We start from the raw sequence: 17471 nt of genomic DNA, 5'->3' as shown, positions 1-17471 counted from the left end.
CGTTCCGACTTGCGGAACCGCACCGTGCTCGAAAGGCCGTTCTTCCGTATGGAATGCTCGCGATGTGCAAGCGATTACAGGTATACCCTGCGTTACGCCCATTACCAAACCGCCTAGCGCGTATCGATACAGGTTTGTAACCAAGATGTGACGGGCGGATACTGCAAGCGTTTCCATCAGGTGCCCAGATGTCGTACAGTTTCCGACATGACTTCCGAATGGTGGCGCACCGCCGCGATCTACCAGATCTACCCCCGGTCGTTCGCCGATGCGAACGGTGACGGCATGGGCGATCTCGCCGGCATCACCTCGCGCCTCGAAGAACTCCAGTACCTCGGCATCGACGCCATCTGGCTCTCCCCGTTCTACACCTCGCCCCAGCGCGACGCCGGCTACGACGTCGCCGACTACTGCGACGTGGACCCCCGCTTCGGCACGCTCGCCGACTTCGACGACATGGTCGCCGAGGCCCGCGCTCGTGGCATCCGCGTCATCATCGACCTCGTGCCGAACCACTCGTCCGACGAGCACGAGTGGTTCCAGGCCGCCCTCGCGGCGCCGGCCGGCAGTGCCGAGCGCGCACGCTACCTCTTCCGCGACGGCCGCGGCCCGGCCGGCGACGAGCCGCCGAACAACTGGGAGTCCGTCTTCGGGGGCCCCGCGTGGACCCGCGTCGTCGAGCCCGACGGCACGCCCGGCCAGTGGTACCTCCACCTGTTCGACAGCTCGCAGCCCGACTTCGACTGGACCAACGAAGACGTGCGCGAGGAGTTCCGCCGCATCCTGCGCTTCTGGCTCGACCGTGGAGTCGACGGCTTCCGCGTCGACGTCGCGCACGGCATGATCAAGGCCGACGGGCTGCCCGACTACACGCCGCCCGCCGAGGGCGGCAGCATGGGCGGCGGCGCGTCCGCGGCATCCGGCGTCGCCCTCGAACCCGAGATCTCGACCGAGCCCGGCGACAGCGCGCCCTACTGGGGTCAAGACGGCGTGCACGACATCTACCGCGACTGGCGCAAGCTGCTCGACGAGTACCCCGGCGAGCGAATCCTCGCCGCCGAGGCGTGGGTCGACCCGCTCCCCCGCGTCGCCAAGTGGGTGCGGCCCGACGAGATGCACCAGGCGTTCAACTTCGCCTACCTCGAGACGCCGTGGAACGGCCCGGCCCTCCGCAAGGTCATCGACGCGTCGCTCGACGCGTTCGGCGCCGTGGGCGCCCCCTCCACGTGGGTGCTCTCCAACCACGACGTCGTGCGCCACGCGACCCGCCTCTCGGTGACCGAGGCGAACCCGCAGGGACACGGCCTCGGCGCTCGCTCGAAGGGCCTGCCCGCATACGAGCCCGGCCTGCGCCGCGCACGTGCGGCGACCTCGCTCATGCTCGCCCTGCCCGGCTCCTCGTACCTCTACCAGGGCGAAGAGCTCGGCCTCCCCGAGGTCATCGATCTGCCCGACGAGGCTCGCGAAGACCCCACCTGGTTCCGCACGAACGGCGAGCGCTACGGCCGCGACGGATGCCGCGTGCCGCTGCCCTGGGAGGGCTCGGCGCCGTCCTACGGCTTCGGACCGACGGATGCCTCGTGGCTGCCGCAGCCCGCACAGTGGGCCGAGCTCGCGCGCGACCGCCAGCGCGGGGTCGAGGGGTCGACGCTCGAGCTCTACCGTGCCGCCCTCGCACTCCGTCGCGAGCACGACCTCGGATCGGGCACGCTCGAGTGGCTGCCGGGTTACCCCGACTCCGTGGTCGCGCTGCGCAACGGCGCCGTCATCGTCGTGGCGAACACGGGCGACACGCCCGTCGAGCTGCCCGCCGGCGACGTGCTCCTCGCGAGCGAGGCGCTCACCGGGCGCTCGCTGCCCGCCGACACGACCGTCTGGCTCGCCGCGTAGTCGCTGTCCGGCATCCGCTCCTCACGGGCGACGGATGCCGCGGCATCCGCCCGCCTCCGTTCTCTTGCGCAGGAAACTGGGCGCCGCCCGCGCCTCAGAGCGCACTCATCGCCCAATCTCCTGAGTTGGCAAGGCGGAGGGACGCGCCTTCGCGGGCCGGCCGTCCCCAGCGGTGCAGGCCGCGCCTGACCAGCTCGACAACTGCGCGGTGCGTGCGGTCCCAGTCGGCGGTCACCATGCGGTAGGAGAGTCGCACGACGAGATACCCGCGCAACGCGAGTTCAAGGTCTTGCGCGCGGTCGCGCTCGAAGTCCCCTCCTGAGTGAAAGGAGCGCCCATCGAGCTTGAGGATCAGCCGGTCGCCGATGAGCAAGTCGACTCGGCGCACACCAGCCATCCAGACCTGCGTCTGCACCCTGACGCGGTGCCGGTGCAGCAGTAGCCGCGCGATCGTTTCCAGACCCGAGTCGCTGTCGGGCGACACGAGTTCGAGCGGGCGGTGTGCCCAGGCGGGCGTCAGACCACGGATGAGTTCGATCAACTGCATCGACAAGAGATCGCGGTTGAGCGCGGACTCCAGCGCCACCATCGCAGGGACCGTCCCGGCGCACCGGAACATCTCCGCGATACTGCCCGCGAGCCCGTCGCGCGCCGCTTCTTGAGCCCAGGCATCCGTCGGTGTCGGACCTGCCGAGCGATAGTGCAGACAGACGCGGTGCTCCTCGCGTTCGAGCAGGACCGAGGGGTCATCTGGCGAACGGAGTCGAGACGCGTTCGGCAGAACGCGAACATGCAGCAGCTCGTCCTCGAGCAACCAGACGCCGCTCAACCGCGCCGACGATGCGGCGGTGAGAGCTCCACCGACTCGAACCGCACGAATGACATCACTTGGCGCATCTTCGGTCGCAAACCAGCCACGGCGCACTCGAATCAGGCTCCCCTGCTCCACTGCAGAGGCGAGCTCGGATGCCGAGAAGCCCGCGTGTCGGCATGCGTGGAGCGAGAGTGCCCCTCCATGTCGATTGGCGAGCGCAAGCAGGGACGTGTGCGAGGACGACATTCGGAGAGCCTCACCGATGTCACATCGGTGGGCGGGCATCCGCCCGCGACAGCGCTCAACTGCTCTGCATCAACGTCTGTCGAGGAGCAGTCGGTCCGCCAATTCAGGAGATTGGGACCCGCACGCCGCTGTGGCGGCCTGTGCGCACACTTTTCCTGAGACGGCACCGGGGGCCCGGACGGTACGCCGCCGGCCGAGCGGATGCCGCGCTAGTTCGTGTTGGCGTACAACCACTCGAGCGGGTCGACCTTGGTGCCGTTGATGCCGCCGAGGCGGATCTCGAAGTGGAGGTGCGGGCCGGTCGACATGCCGGTGTCGCCGGTCGAGCCGATGACGTCGCCGACCGCGACGGTGTCGCCGACCTCGAAGCGCCGCGAGTCGTACTCCATGTGCGCGTACACGCTCGTCACGACCTGGCCGTCGATGACATGGTCGATCATCATGACCACGCCGAGCGAGCCGCCCGAGTCGGTCGAGTTCGAGACGGTGCCATCGGCGATCGCCTGGATCTCGGCGCCGAGCCCCGGGTTGAAGTCCTGCCCGCCGTGGTCGCTCGAGCATCCGGAGCAATCGCGGTAGCCGAAGCGGTCGCCGATGTGCACGCCGACCGCGAACGGCCACTGGATCGTGCCAGCCGGGTTGTTCGTGAAGGTCGCCTCCGGGCGGATGCCGGCGGCCCGCGCGTACTCGTCGATGGTCTGCGTCGCGTAGCCCTCGCGCGCGACGTCTTGTGCGAGCACGCCGCCGGTGATCTCGACGCGCTGGCCGCCTTGAATGCCCGGGTTCGTGCTCTCGAGCGCCATCGCCTGCACGTCTTCGGGCGAGAGCAGCGAGAGCGAGGGCACGGATGTCGCAACGGCGAGCAGCGCGGCGAAACTCATGGCCACGATGCTCGCGACCCGAGTCGAGGCGCGGGAGCGGCGCTGCGCAGTACGAGGTGCGGTGACGGATGCCGGGCGTGAGGCCGAGGCGGATGCCGGGCGTGAGGCCGAGTCGGATGCCCGCCGCGAGTGCGGTGCGTGCGACGCGCGCCGTGAGGCGCGGCCGTCGGCGGGAGGAAGCGCGGCTGCGCCCGCGCTGGCGGTGGCGGCGGCGGTGGACCGCGCGGCGGCGATGGACGCCGGGAGGGCGCCCGCGCCGGAAGCCGGCGAAAGCAGCTCCGCAGCCGCGGGTCGCGCGTCGAAGCGCGGCGGGGCCGGCGCGTCGGTCGGAGCCGGCGAGGCAGCCGCACCGGCGCCGGCTGCGGCGGCGATGAGCGCCGCGAAGTCGTCGGTTGCAGCACCGATGGGCAGCACGCCAGGCGCGGTTGCGCGGGGGGAAGGCGGCACGGTTGCGTTGCCGCTTCGCTTCGGGCCGGTGGACTTCGCAGCTTTGCGCTCGGCCCTGGTGGGCTTCGCACCGCGAACGCCTCGAGTCGCGCGATCGCCGCGAGTCACCTCTTCGGTGCCGGCGGCGTCGCCGAGTCCGGCGAACAGGTCGTCGAATCCGGTCGATGCCGCGCTCCGGGCGCCGGATGCACCGAAGGCCGAGTCGCGGTCGACGTGATGGTCGATCGGCTCGGCCTCAACGGAGGGAACGGGCGGGCGGGCGGTGCCACGGCGGGGCCGGAGGGCATCGATCGCGAGAGCTTCAGGATGCGAGGGAGACGAGGGCTGCGAGGGCTGCGAGGCCTGGGAAGAATACGAGGGCTGCGCCGGCTGGTGAACGGGCCGAGCGGCCTGGTGCGTCTGCGACGGAGGCGGCGGATACACGGCCGCGGCCCCGCCCCTGGGGCCGAAGAGATCGTCGAAGCTCGGCTGCGTTGCAGGGCGCCGGGCGGATGCCTCGAACGGGGGCTGATGCACCGGCGGCTGCGCCGCGGCATCCGCTACCGCACCGTTCGCGAGTTCTGCGCGTCGAGCTTCAGTTGCCTCTGCCTCGCGCAGCTCACGCCGGGTGAGGGGTCGTTCGGGCGGCAGGGAAGCCTGGGTGCCTGGCGTTGAACCGTCGGGCACGAGGGGGGACTCGAGCACGTGGAGGAGAACTCTCGGCTTGGGCGGCGGGAAGAGGATCGAGGTGGTCATCCCAGCACTTCGCCGAGATAACGGATTGGTAAAGACTAGCCGTTCTCGTCTGACCGTGCCAAGTGAGACGGAGATTCCCGGAAGTCTGGACATGCCCTGACCGCGGCATCCGTACGGGCTGGCAGCTCGTACCGGGCAGATCGGCCCGAACCGGTCACGCGTCGACGCCCGCGTCGATGAGCGCAGTCGCCAGTTCCGCGTACAGTGCCGGCGCCGCGGCGACGAGGAGCTCGAAGCTCTCTGGCCCGCCGCCGAGCCCGCCGACGCGGGCACCCGCCTCGCGGGCGATGAGCGCGCCGGCAGCGTGGTCCCACGGGTTCAGGCCCCGCTCGTAGAAGGCGTCGAGCCGTCCGGCGGCGACCGCGCAGAGGTCGAGCGCCGCCGAGCCCGCGCGGCGCAGGTCGCGTACGCGCGGCAGCAGCTCGAGCAGCACCTGCGCCTGCTCGCGCCGCCGCTCGGCCGAGTACGAGAACCCGGTACCGACGAGCGCCTGGCTCAGTGCGACGCCGGTGTTGACCGCGAGCGAGAGCTCACCGAGTCGCGCCCCTCCTCCCGCGGTGGCCTCGAACACCTCGCCTGTCACGGGGTTCGCGACGACGCCGGCGAGCGTGGTCCAGCCGCCGGGCTCGGGGGTGCCCTCGACGACGGCGATGCTGACCGACCACGCCGGGATCCCGTAGAGGAAGTTCACGGTGCCGTCGATGGGGTCGACGACCCAGTCGAGTCCGCTCGTGCCGACGTGCGCGATGTCCTCTTCGCCGATGATGCCGTCGTCGGGGCGCGCGGCGAGGATCAGCGAGCGGATGAGCGTCTCGGTCTCCCGATCGGTCGCGGTGACGATGTCGGTCGGCGTCGACTTGGTCGCGGCGACCGCCACGCCGACCCGGCGCGCTGCGAGCGCGAACTCGGCAGCCTGCACGGCGATGCGGCGGGCCAGTTGCAGCAGGGCGGCCGGTGCGGCGGATGCCTCGGGGCCGACGGTGGTTCCGGATGCCTCAGCCCCACCCGACGCTGCGACTGACTGGTTCTCGACGGATGCCTCGCGCTCGCTCATTCCCATAACGCTACGCCCCGCCCCGTCGCGCGCCCGCCCCGGAGACGACGAAAGCACCGGCGACGACGAAAGCCCCGGAGACGACGAAAGCCCCGGCGAACCGGGGCTTCATACGTGGCGAGTGAGGGATTCGAACCCCCGAATGCTGAGCAGTCTGATTTACAGTCAGATCCCTTTGGCCGCTTGGGTAACTCGCCATCGCACCCGACCACGTTCTGCACACAACCGGGGGCCTGTCAAGGATACCCATGGAATGGCGTGTCGAGAAATCAGCGCACGCCCGCGGGAGATTGACGGATGCTGCGGGCTCAACCCGCGCGCCACCACGGCATCTCGGCCGTCTCGTTCGGGTCGAAGTCGGTGGGCGCCGGGCGTGCGGCCCGCGCCGGCCCGCGCAGTCCCGAGCGCTGGATGACCCGCTGGATCGTCGCACCGCGCTCGTTCGGCGAGCCGACGAACCTGATCTCGCGCAGGCCCTGGTCTTGCGCGGCCGATTCGAAGATGAAGTGCCCGTAGCCGAAGACGCGGCCGATGAGCGGCTTGTACACCGAGATGTCGAGGATTCGCGCGATGGGCATCGTGGCGATGCGCTGCGACAGGATGCCATGCACCCGGAACACCCGCATGTTGGTGACGACGAAGCGGTCCATCTGCACGGCGAGCATGCGCCACATGCCGTGCAGCACGAGGAACAGGGCGAGGAACAGCGGAAGCCAGTAGGCGCCGCTCGGCAGCCAGGCGAGCAGCAGCAGCACGGGAATCGCGGCGGCCATCTCGAGCATCGGGCCGACGGTGGCCGCCCAGTGCTTGCGCACCTCGTCGATGATCACCTCGCCCTCGTCGGCGATCAGGTGGCGCTCGACCCTGGGGTCGAACCCGAAGATGCTCATGGCGTCACGAGGCGAGCGAGGTGAAGAACCTGCCCATCGCCGCTCCGGCCGTGGCCACCGCGTCGACCGCGCCCTGCACGGCGTTGGCGGCGTCCTCAGGACGGCTGATCATGAAGAACAGCGCGAACAGCACGACGATGCCGACGGCGAGCGGTTTGACCCACTTCATGGGCAGGCTCCCTTCGAGGCGGCGAACTGGGGGTGCGCGCCTCGATGAGAGCGCCCAGACTCGGCCATTTCTACAGCACCTCCCTGAATGAGGCAATGCGCCACGCGGCGCGGCGTCAACGCGAGCCGGAACCGCTCGGGCCGAGCTCGGGCCCGCGCCGGGGCCCGAGCGGTAGGATTCCTCTGACGCGGCGATGCCGGGGAAAACGAGGGGCACATGGCCGGCATCGAAGAGGTCGCGAAGCTCGCGGGGGTCTCCACCGCGACGGTGTCGCGCGCGCTCAGCGGCCGCGGCCACGTCTCGCCCGCGTCCAAGGCGAAGGTGCTCGAGGCGGCCGCCCGGCTCGGCTACGTCGTCTCGTCGAACGCATCGAGCCTTGCCTCCGGCCGCACGCGCAACATCGGCGTGGTCATCCCGTTCCTGAACCGGTGGTTCTTCTCCTCGGTGCTCGAGGGCGCGCAACAGGCGCTGCTCCGCAGCGGCTACGACCTCACCCTCTACAACCTCTCGGGCGACGGTCAAGAGCGTTCGAGCGTGTTCGAGCACTTCCTCTTGCGCCAGCGCGTCGACGCGGTGATCGCGGTCTCCCTCGAGCTCACTGAGCCCGAGGTCGCCCGACTGCACGACCTCGGCAAGCCGCTCGTCGGCGTCGGCGGACCGATCCCCGGAGTGCGCACCCTCACGATCGACGACGTCGCCGTCGCCCGGCTCGCGACCGAGCACCTCATCGGCCTCGGTCACACGCGCATCGCCCACATCGGCGGCGACCTCGAGTTCGACGTCGACTTCCACCTGCCGACGCACCGCCGCATCGGCTACGAAGGCGCGCTCCGTGACGCCGGGCTCGAGGTCGACCAGCGGCTCTTCGCTCCCGCCGACTTCACGATCGCGGGCGGCTACCACGCGACGAAGCAGCTGCTCGGTGCACCGCACAACCGCCCCACGGCGATCTTCGCGGCATCCGATGAGATGGCCTTCGGCTCGATCCTCGCCGCCCGCGACCTCGGACTCGTCGTGCCCCGCGACGTCTCGGTCATCGGCATCGACGACCATGACCTCGCCGACTTCTTCGGCCTCTCCACCGTGGCGCAGTTTCCTCGCGTGCAAGGAGAGCAGGCGGTCGAGATCCTGATGGAGCAGCTCGAGCCCGACGCGGATGCCCCTGCGCCCGCCGCCACCCCGCTGCCGTACGAGTTGCGCGTGCGCTCGAGCACCGCCCGCCCCGCGCCCTAGCGTACGGGCGGCGGGCTCGCTGCCGACACTGCTGGCCGGAGCATCCGCTCGGTACACTGTCGGAATGGCAGATTCGACGTTCGACATCGTTTCCAAGGTCGACCAGATGGAGGCCGACAACGCCCTCCACCAGGCGCAGAAAGAGGTCGCCCAGCGCTACGACTTCAAGAACGTGGGCGCATCGATCGAGCAGTCCGGCGAGAAGGTGCTCATCAAGGCCAACAGCGAAGAGCGCGCGAAGGCGATCCTCGAGGTCTACGAGGCGAAGCTCATCAAGCGCGGCATCTCGCTGCGGTCGCTCGACGCGGGCGAGCCCTACGCCTCGGGCAAGGAGTTCCGCATCGAGACCTCCATGAAGGCCGGCATCGACTCCGAGAACGCGAAGAAGATCAACAAGATCATCCGCGACGAGGCGCCCAAGAGCGTGAAGAGCCAGATCCAGGGCGACGAACTGCGCGTCTCATCGAAGAGCCGCGACGACCTGCAGGCCACGATGGCGCTGCTGAAGGGCAAAGACCTCGAGGTCGCCCTGCAGTTCGTGAACTTCCGCTGAGCCGCATGCCGCAGGCTGACATCACGGGCGAGCGGGTGCCGCAGCCCGGCGTCGACGTGCCCGACCGACGCGGCCGCACCGGCCTCGATCTCGTGGGGCGCGACCTCGATCGCAATCCGCGCGTACGCGTGCGCGACGTGCGGGTGCTCACGTCGAACTGGTACGTCACGCGAACGACGACGTTCGACTTCCAGCATCGCGACGGCCGGTGGACCACCGAAGAGCGTGAGACCTACGACCGTGGCGACGGGGCATGCATCCTGCTCTACGACCTCGAGGCGCGCACCGTGCTGCTCACCCGCCAGTTCCGGTTCCCGGCGTACGTGAACGAGCACCCCGACGGCCTGCTCATCGAGACCGCGGCGGGCCTGCTCGACGAAGACGACCCCGAGACGGCGATCCGCCGTGAGGCCGAGGAGGAGACCGGTCACGCGGTCGGCGAGGTCGAGCACGTCTTCGACGCGTACATGAGCCCCGGCTCGGTGACCGAGCGGCTGCACTTCTTCGCCGCGCCCTATAGCCGCGCCACCCGCTCGGGCGCGGGCGGCGGTCTCGCGCATGAGGGCGAAGACATCGAGGTGCTCGAGCTGCCCTTCGACGGGGCGCTCGACGGCATCGGCCGCGACATCGTCGACGCGAAGACGATCATGCTGCTGCAGTGGGCGGCGCTGCGCGGTCCGTTCGCGCCGAGGCATCCGCTGGGCTGATCCGCTGATCGCCCGCCCGCCCGCCCGTTCGCTCGCGCTGGAGCAACCGCGTTCCGCTGGAGTGAGCACATTCGCTCACTCCGGCGCGACGCACGACCTCCACTGCGGTGCTCGAGCGAGGCCTGGGATCAGCTGATGATGAACGGTCGCCGAATGACCGGCACACCCATCGCGCGAAGGCGCTGCTCGACCGGATGTCTCCTGCCCATCTCGCCCCAGTCCCACCGATCGAAGCTGGCCACCTGTCGACGAATCGCGTTCTCGCGATCCTTCTCGGCGATGACGATGTCGGCGGCGCGGCCGGCAGCTGCTGCCGCCGCCGCGCCACGCTCGTCTCTCCCGCCGGAAGCGCGGAGTCGTGATGCGGCACCGCGATACTTGCCCCTGCCGTCGGCTTCTGCGCCGGCGTCGACCTCGGGCCAGTAGAAGTCGAGGAACGCCCGCTTTCCGAGCTCGGGTAGCCACAGCTCGTGCTGGAGTTGGGGCTGAGCGAAGCCGAGTTCCTCGATGAGGAGCCGGCTCCCCGTCTCCAACGGCGTGTCGGCGAGCGTCGTGGCGCGTCGCAGCACGGCGTCGGCGCGGCGACTACCGGGGTACGGCTTCAGCCGCTCATGTTCGGCACGCAGCAGCTCGTGCGTGGTGAGCGCCCCGCCAGTGCCGAACCGCGGCACGTGCAATGCGGCATCCGTCGCCGTCAACGCCGCGACGAGCGGTGCGTGACGCGCCATTTGCAGCAGGGTGAACTCGACGGATGTCACCGCGCACCCATTGATGGCGACGAAGTTGTGTTCGCGGGTGCGTGCGATCGAGATCACGCCCGGCCGGCGACTGCCGTGCCGGTCGCGCGACATCACGTAGACGTCGTCGGGCCAGTGTCCGATGATCGGAAGGCCGAAGATCGCAGCCGCCGAGTAGCTCGTGAAGACGGGCGACCGCATCGTGGCGAGATAGGCACCTCGGTGGCGCTCGGCGAAAGATTCGCCCGGGTCGCTGTCGACGGCCGGCCCGGCGACCTCGCGGTAGACGCCGCGACGCACGCGTTCGATCACGCCCGCCGCAACGGCGGCATACAGCTCGGACTGACGGCCGAGGTCGCGCACGTTCGCGAAGAGGATCAGGCCGTGGGCGTCAGCGGGAAATGGGTGCGGCATGCTCATGAGCCTGTGGGCTGCACGCGTGGCGGTGCGATGCCGTTGCCGGAGCCGATTGCGGACGCGCCAAGATCCGCCCTGTCGAGGAGGAGTGCACGTCCTCGCGCGGAGCCACCGAATCCGTTGCCTCCGCCCCCCGCTACTCACTCCGCGCGGGCGCGGGCGACATGCCCTCCGCGGTCGCTCAGCTCGGGGCGTACCCTCGCAACCAGCGCGTGATCGCCGCATAGGCGGCCGCCCTCGCGGGCTGCCGTGAGAGGAAGACGTCGTGCAGCGCGCCGTTGACGCGCGCCACTGATACCTCCGGCCCGAGCTTCAGGACTCGCTCGGCGATGTCGTCGACGACGAGCACGATGTCGGACGAGAGCATCGAGTCATCCCACCGCGGCGTGATCGTCGACCGCGCCGACAAGACCGTGAGCACCGGGGGCCCCGACGTCGATTCCCGCCGCGACCGTCGCATGCCCGGCGAGGATCGCGGTCAGCCAGGCCGGGAAGATCGCGAAGCCGCGTTCGGGCCGCCACTCGTGGGAGTACTCCCACTCGCCGCCGTGCTCCTTCGCGACGGTGCGCGTGTAGAAACCGAGGTCGACGCTCGGCATCGGCCCCATGGGGTTCACCTTGGCGCCCCAACTGATCACCGGTGTGAGCGCCTCGCGAGCGATGCGGCTCGCCTGGAACTCCAGCCACGGGCTGTTCAGCACGAGCGCGGCTGCGCGCCCGGGGTTCCGGGCCGCCCAGAGGCTCAGCGTGAGCCCGCCGGTCGAGTGGCCGAGCAGGATCAGCGGGCGACCGGATGTCGCGCCGGCGGCATCCGTCGATCGCCCGTGCCCCATCGCACTGAGCGCCGCCTCGATGTCGGAGTCGTAGTCGGCCAGGTCGGTGATGTACCCGGGCGTCTGGCCGGGTCGCAGGCTGCGCCCGTACTTGCGCAGGTCGAGCGCGAAGAATCGCGCGCCCGCGTTCGACCAGAACTCGGCGAGCCCTCGATTGAAGAAGTAGTCGCTCCAGCCGTGCACGTAGAGCACGTCGGCTCCGGATGCCGCGCCCGGCGTGAGCCGCAGCTGCCACGCCGGCCGGTGCCGCACGAGCGTCGCGACGAGTTCGCCCTCGTCGTCGCTGCCGAGCGGGAGGGTCAGTTGCTCGAACCGCTCGCCGAGCACGTCGGGGTGCCAGCGTTCGGTGCGTGCATCCCCCACCACGTTGCCTCCCCGGTGCTCGCCTCATGGCGTGGCCAGCCTATCGAGGCACGCCATGGGCGGTCCCGGACTCCCCGACTACCCTCCGATGGTGCCGCCGCTGAAGGAGCTCATCATGCCGATCGCGGCGGGGGTCAGCAGCACGATGAAGAGCACCGGCAGGAGGCAGAAGATGAGTGGGAAGAGGATCTTCACGCTGACCTTCATCGCCTGCTCTTCGGCACGTTGGCGCCGCTTCAGCCGCATCTCACCCGCCTGCACCCGCAGGACGTCGCCGATTGCGACACCGTATTGATCGGCCTGGATGACCGCCCGGATGAAGCGGCGCAGATCGTCGATCTTCGTGCGACGTTCCAGTTCCATGAACGAATCACGACGGGTGCGGCCGATCGACATGTCCTGCAGTACTCGAATGAGCTCTTCGGCGAGGGGGCCGGTGCCGTTGCGGGCGGCCTTCGCCATCGCGGCGTCGAATCCGAGCCCGGCCTCGACGGCGATCGTCATCTGGTCGAGCACGTCGGGCAGCGAGCGCTGGATCGCTTGCTGCCGGTCGTGGGCACGGCTGTTGATCAGCACATCGGGGAGGAAGAACAGCATGAGGGCAGCTCCGACTGCCAGCAGCACCTTCCACGGTTCGGGCCCGCCGCTGTACACGAACATGAGCCCGAAGAGCACCCCGGCGGTCGCGAGCATGATCTTCCAGACGACCAGCCCGTTGAGCGACCAGCCGGACGGGCGACCCGCGTAGACGAGCTGCTTCTCGATCCAGTGGACATATCCGCGAGGCGCTGCCGCGACGAGCGACGCGGAGAGCGATGTCTGCTGGTGCACGGCGCCGAGCGCCGGTTCCTCTGCGGCGGGTTCCGCGACGACGCGCCGGCCGGGGAAGAGCAGGAACACGAAGGCGCCGAGGGCGAGCGCGGTCACGCCGATCACGATGTTGATGAGCACAGTGGAACCTCCATCTCAGAACTTCACTCGCACCGTCAGCAGGGTCCAGATCGACCCGACGATGAGCAGTACCCCCGCGAGGATCAACGCGACCACGCCGACCACCGTGCTGAAGAACGCATTGAAGTACGTCGGTTGCACGATGATGAGGAAGAGGAAGACGACGATCGGCAGGGCGATGAGCACGATCGCCGAGAGACGCCCCTCGGCGCTGAGCGCCTTCACTTGCCGACGGATCTCATTGCGATCCCGGATGGTCTTGCCGACCTGATCGAGCACCTCGGCGAGGTTGCCGCCGGTCTCCTGGTTGATCGCGACCGCCTGCGCGACCCATTCGAAGTCTTCGCTCTGCATGCGCTGGGCGGTGACGGAAAGGGATTCGGCGAGGCTGCGGCCGAGGCGCACCTCGTTCACGACCCGGGCGAGCTCCTCGCTCGTCGGCGATTCGGCCTCGCTTGCTACAGCGCCCACGGTGCGGCTGAGCCCATGCCCGGCACGGAGGCTCCCGGCCATCATCTGCACCGTATCGTCGATCTGGTCGCGGAACCTGGCCCTCCGTCTCGAGGTTCGGCCGGACACGACGAACTTGGCGCCCACCGGCGCGAGCAGCGCGAGCAGTATCGCCCAGACGAACGAAGTCCCGTTGGCGAAGCCGATCACCGCGCCGATGAGTGCGAGCACGCAGGCGGCCGACGCCACGAGGATGACGAAGCCAGACGGCTCGGTCTTGATCCCGGCCAACTCGAGTTCCCTCGGACCGAACAGGCGCCTCGTACGCTTCGCCGTCGCAGACTCGATCGCCGCCGTGGTCTTGCCGGTGACCCTCGACAGGGTCGAGATATGTTCGACGCCCGGCGCCAACCGGCGATCGCGGGCGACTCGCGGGGCCGGTGGGGCCACGACGAGGAAGATGAACACGAGCAGCGCGAGCAGCGCGATCGCGATACCGCCCACGAGTGTGACCGGGTTCACCGTATCTCTCCGAGCATCGCCGGCGGTCCCGGTTGGAACAGTGAGGCGGGCAGTGGGATGCCGTAGTCGGCGACGCGTTCGGCGAACCGCGGCCGCACGCCGGTCGGCACGATCCGACCGAGCAGGCGGCCGTCCGCGTCGTATCCCGCCGAGTGATCGAACGCGAAGGCGTCCTGGAGGGTGATGATGTCGCCCTCCATGCCGTGCACTTCGGTGATGTGCGTGACGCGCCGCACTCCGTCCTTATGGCGGGTGATCTGCACGATCAGGTCGATCGCCGAGGCGATCTGCTCGCGGATCGCGCGCAACGGCAGGTCCATTCCGGCCATCAGCACGAGTGTCTCCATGCGCGACACCGCGTCGCGCGGGGAGTTGGCGTGCAGTGTCGAGATGGAACCCTCGTGGCCGGTGTTCATCGCCTGCAGCATGTCGAGGGACTCAGGGCCGCGCACCTCCCCGACGACGATGCGATCGGGCCGCATGCGCAGCGAGTTGCGAACCAGTTCGCGGATCGTGATCTCGCCGCGTCCTTCGATGTTCGGCGGGCGGGATTCGAGGCGAACGACATGTGCCTGCTGCAACTGCAGCTCGACGGCGTCCTCGATGGTGACGATGCGTTCGTCACCCGGAATGAACGCGGACAGCACGTTGAGCATGGTGGTCTTGCCGGTGCCCGTGCCGCCGGAGACGAGGATGTTGAGCTTCGCGCGCACCGCTGCGTCGAGCACCACGCTGACGTCTGGAGTGAACGTGCCGAACTCGATGAGATCGGCACTCGTATACGGCGTGCCCGCGAATTTCCGGATGGTCATGGAGGAGCCGTCGACCGCGAGCGGCGGGATGATGGCGTTGACACGTGAGCCGTCGTCGAGGCGCGCGTCGACGAGTGGCGACGATTCGTCGATGCGCCGGCCGACCCGGGCGACGATGCGCTCGATGACCCGCCTCAACTGGGCCTCACCGGTGAATCGGTGCGACGTCTCCTGCAGTCGACCGTTGCGCTCGACGTAGATCCGGTCGTATCGATTCACCATGATCTCGCTCACGCTCGAATCGTGGAGGAGCGTCTCGAGCGGCCCGTAGCCCAGCACGTCGGCGCCGATGTCCTCGATCAGTCGAGTGCGCTCAGTGGTCGAGAGCGCGAGCTGCTCGCCGGCCACGATTCCCGCGAGTTCGGCACGGGCGAGTTGATGCAGCTGCTCCTCGGTGAGCGATGCGTCGTTCAGGCGGGAGCCGATGCGGCCGAACAGCTCTTCCGCAGCCTTCTCCTTCACCGCGGCGAGCGGGTCGAGGATCGGCGCAAGCTTCGACTGAGGCATCCGCTGGGCTGCCGACGGTGCCGACGGTGCCGACGGTGCCGACGGCAGGAGTAGCGGCCCGCCGTCGAGCTGGTCTGCACGCAGCGCTCCAGCGACCTCCGCGTGAGCGGTCGTCGGCGCGTTCGGCGGACGAGGCACTTCCGCCTCAGGCATCGCCGACGCCGGTTGCGGCGCGACCGGCGACAGGACCGCTGACCCGGCTTGCTGGTTGCGAATGATGTTCAGTCGATCACTCAGGTTCATTCGATCGCCGCCTTCTCTGGATCCTGGTTCGCTGTGGGGGATGCCTCGGGCGCGATGCGCAGCACGATCGAGCGCATCGCCTTCGCGGCCGGGTCGCGCACGTCATCGTGGATCAGTGGCACCCCGCGGTTGCTCGACAGCAGCACCGCCGATGACTTCGGCACGTCGACGTCGACCGGCGCTCCGAGGATGTTCTCGACGTCCTTGATGGTCAGGCCGCTGAGCTTGTCGGTCTGGTTGACGACGACATGCCGGTTGCCCGGCATCAGGCCGAGCGTCGTCAGCAGCTCGAACTCGGTGCGCATCGCCCGCAGGCTCGGCACCCCCATGTTGCTGACGAACACCGCATCGGTCACGTGCTCGAGCGCGACGAGGGAATGTTCCCCCATGCCGGGTGTCGTGTCCACGATCACATACCGGAAGGTGGCGCGAAGGCGGTCGATGAGGCGGCCGAGCGCGACAGGCGACACCAGGTCGCCCAGCTCCGGCGACGGCGCACTCGCGACGACGAAGAAGCCATCGGAATGATGGGTCAGCGCCGTCTTCAGCACGATCTCATCGTCCGCGGCCTCCGCGACCGCGTCGACGATCGTGCGTTCTGGAGTGAGCGCAAGTGCGATGGTGATATCGCCGAACTGCAGATCCGCGTCGATCAGCACGACCGAGTTCGGGGCGACCTCCGCGAGACCGGTCGCGAGGTTGATCGCGATCGTGGTCTTGCCCTGACCGCCCTTCGGCGCCACCACCGCGATCGCCTCAGTCGGGGTGCCCGCTTCCAATGGCGGAAAGACCCAACCGGGCTCGGCGACCACCGGTCCCGCGGCCGAGTCGACTGAGGCATCCGCCAGATCGACGAGAGGCGGGTCGATCTCGAGAGGAACGGGGGCGATCGCGGGCTGCACCGTGAAGTCGCGTGCGCCGGCCCGGCCGTTGGCGATGAGCCAGTCGGCGAGGCGGTCGAGCAAAGCGAGCGTCGCGCGGTCGCTCGCGTCAGGGCTCAGAACCGCGTGCATGTCGATGTCGTCGGCCCAGTCCTCGAGGTCCGAGCGCTGCTCTTGCACCACGATGAGACCGAGGTTGGGATGCCGCACGGTGAGCGCATCGACGAGGCCCTTGGTCTCCTCGTAGCTCAGCACCGGACCGAGGAGCGCGATCCGTGGTTCCCCGGTCACGCGACTCGCCACGAACTGGGAACCGAACGTCAGGAACTCCCCGTCGATCACAGCAAGCCGTTCGCCGACCAGGGCCCGAAGACGGGTCTCGTACTCGGCGGAACGGCTGACGAGGAGGAGTGGGGTCACTGGAACGCGGTACTCCCCGTGACGGGCGCCGTGCCACCGTTGTCGGTCGTGTCGTTCTCGAGCGTGAGCCACATCTGCGCGTAGCTTGCGGCCTCGCCCTCGGCGAACCACACCCACCGCTCGATGTCGTGCGCCGAGAGCGCGATCGTGAGCATGATGCTGTCGCCGGCGCCCTGCTCGACCTGCCCCTCCGCCTCAGGGTTCGGAGTGACCACGCCCTGCACCTTGGTGACGAGCACGCCATGAAAGGCGAAACTCGTCACGGGGTTGATCACGTCCTGCTCCTCGCCGACCTCGTCGGGATCGACCGTGCTGACCAGGCCGATCGTGTCGCCGGCGCGCACCTGGCCGCCGACGACCCGGTCGGCGGGAAGGGTGAACGAGACGAGCTGCATCCCCGCGGGCACGGCGACGTCGCCACGAGCCGCGAGCTCAGCCGGATCGACGAATCGTGCTTCGAGCAACGGCTCACCCGGCAGGATGTCTGCGTCCGCGACCAGGCCGGCAAGATCGTCGAGGTTCGTGACGCTCCCCTCGGGGACATTGCGTGCCGGGATGGAATCGAGCTCCACAAGGTCGCTCACCGACTCACCCGGCATCGCCTTCGGAATCTCCGCCTGCGCGACGTAGACGTCGACGAGTTCCGCGCCTTCGGCTGCACGCGCGTCGGCGCCACGCACGTAGGCGACGAGCATGAGTGCACCGACGGCGGCGAG

Annotated in this window: 15 protein-coding genes, 1 tRNA gene and 1 pseudogene; 4 read left to right on the top strand and 13 right to left on the bottom strand. The window is 69.2% G+C overall.

What is annotated here, in order from left to right; all coding sequences use genetic code 11:
- Positions 1-207: 207 nt before the first annotated feature.
- Positions 208-1890, top strand: a complete 1683-nt coding sequence (locus QFZ26_RS10955; RefSeq protein ID WP_307042002.1) for a glycoside hydrolase family 13 protein — start codon at positions 208-210, stop codon at positions 1888-1890.
- A gap of 94 nt (positions 1891-1984) precedes the next feature.
- Here QFZ26_RS10955 and QFZ26_RS10950 read toward each other — a convergent pair whose 3' ends face one another.
- The 6 genes from QFZ26_RS10950 to QFZ26_RS10925 all read right to left on the bottom strand — a co-directional run bounded on the left by QFZ26_RS10950 (position 1985) and on the right by QFZ26_RS10925 (position 7126).
- Positions 1985-2950, bottom strand: coding sequence for an endonuclease domain-containing protein (locus QFZ26_RS10950; protein WP_307042001.1), 966 nt, complete (start codon positions 2948-2950; stop codon positions 1985-1987).
- A 209-nt stretch (positions 2951-3159) separates the two neighbouring features.
- A complete protein-coding gene (locus tag QFZ26_RS10945) occupies positions 3160-5013 on the bottom strand; it encodes a M23 family metallopeptidase (RefSeq protein WP_307041999.1) in 1854 nt (617 codons plus the stop codon).
- A 154-nt stretch (positions 5014-5167) separates the two neighbouring features.
- Complete coding sequence (locus tag QFZ26_RS10940; RefSeq protein WP_307041997.1) at positions 5168-6067, bottom strand: inositol monophosphatase family protein; 900 nt, start codon at positions 6065-6067, stop codon at positions 5168-5170.
- Between the two features lie 115 nt (positions 6068-6182).
- A tRNA-Tyr gene (locus QFZ26_RS10935) sits at positions 6183-6264 on the bottom strand.
- A 111-nt stretch (positions 6265-6375) separates the two neighbouring features.
- Entirely contained in the window at positions 6376-6957 is a 582-nt protein-coding gene (locus tag QFZ26_RS10930) for a PH domain-containing protein (protein WP_307041995.1), read from the bottom strand.
- Positions 6958-6961: 4 nt separating this feature from the next.
- Entirely contained in the window at positions 6962-7126 is a 165-nt protein-coding gene (locus tag QFZ26_RS10925) for a hypothetical protein (RefSeq protein ID WP_307041994.1), read from the bottom strand.
- A gap of 216 nt (positions 7127-7342) precedes the next feature.
- Here QFZ26_RS10925 and QFZ26_RS10920 point away from each other — a divergent pair, with 216 nt between their 5' ends.
- From QFZ26_RS10920 to QFZ26_RS10910, 3 genes are all read left to right on the top strand, one after another.
- Positions 7343-8359 carry a LacI family DNA-binding transcriptional regulator gene (locus tag QFZ26_RS10920; protein ID WP_307041993.1) on the top strand — a complete coding sequence of 339 codons (1017 nt, stop codon included), beginning with the start codon at positions 7343-7345 and terminating at the stop codon, positions 8357-8359.
- Positions 8360-8423: 64 nt separating this feature from the next.
- On the top strand, positions 8424-8912 hold the full coding sequence (locus tag QFZ26_RS10915; protein ID WP_307041991.1) for a YajQ family cyclic di-GMP-binding protein: 489 nt from the start codon (positions 8424-8426) through the stop codon (positions 8910-8912).
- Positions 8913-8917: 5 nt separating this feature from the next.
- Complete coding sequence (locus QFZ26_RS10910; protein ID WP_307041989.1) at positions 8918-9619, top strand: NUDIX domain-containing protein; 702 nt, start codon at positions 8918-8920, stop codon at positions 9617-9619.
- A gap of 128 nt (positions 9620-9747) precedes the next feature.
- Here QFZ26_RS10910 and QFZ26_RS10905 read toward each other — a convergent pair whose 3' ends face one another.
- The 7 genes and pseudogenes from QFZ26_RS10905 to cpaB form a co-directional block, all read right to left on the bottom strand.
- Positions 9748-10770 (bottom strand): hypothetical protein, encoded by a 1023-nt coding sequence (locus QFZ26_RS10905; RefSeq protein ID WP_307041987.1) that lies wholly within the window; start codon positions 10768-10770, stop codon positions 9748-9750.
- A 184-nt stretch (positions 10771-10954) separates the two neighbouring features.
- A pseudogene (locus QFZ26_RS10895) lies at positions 10955-11969 on the bottom strand (alpha/beta hydrolase).
- 78 nt (positions 11970-12047) lie between these two features.
- A complete protein-coding gene (locus QFZ26_RS10890) occupies positions 12048-12920 on the bottom strand; it encodes a type II secretion system F family protein (RefSeq protein WP_307041981.1) in 873 nt (290 codons plus the stop codon).
- A gap of 15 nt (positions 12921-12935) precedes the next feature.
- Positions 12936-13892 carry a type II secretion system F family protein gene (locus QFZ26_RS10885; RefSeq protein WP_307041979.1) on the bottom strand — a complete coding sequence of 319 codons (957 nt, stop codon included), beginning with the start codon at positions 13890-13892 and terminating at the stop codon, positions 12936-12938.
- Positions 13889-15454 carry a CpaF family protein gene (locus tag QFZ26_RS10880; RefSeq protein ID WP_307041977.1) on the bottom strand — a complete coding sequence of 522 codons (1566 nt, stop codon included), beginning with the start codon at positions 15452-15454 and terminating at the stop codon, positions 13889-13891. The genes QFZ26_RS10885 and QFZ26_RS10880 overlap by 4 nt, the downstream gene beginning before the upstream one ends.
- Positions 15451-16755, bottom strand: coding sequence for an AAA family ATPase (locus QFZ26_RS10875; protein WP_307041975.1), 1305 nt, complete (start codon positions 16753-16755; stop codon positions 15451-15453). Before QFZ26_RS10875 ends, QFZ26_RS10880 begins: the two co-directional genes overlap by 4 nt.
- Positions 16752-17450, bottom strand: a complete 699-nt coding sequence (cpaB, locus tag QFZ26_RS10870; protein ID WP_307041974.1) for a Flp pilus assembly protein CpaB — start codon at positions 17448-17450, stop codon at positions 16752-16754. Before cpaB ends, QFZ26_RS10875 begins: the two co-directional genes overlap by 4 nt.
- Between the last annotated feature and the right edge of the window lie 21 nt (positions 17451-17471).

Source organism: Agromyces ramosus, assembly GCF_030817175.1.
Classification (GTDB): Bacteria; Actinomycetota; Actinomycetes; order Actinomycetales; family Microbacteriaceae; genus Agromyces; species Agromyces ramosus_A.
This window is presented reverse-complemented; position numbering and strand designations above follow the sequence as displayed.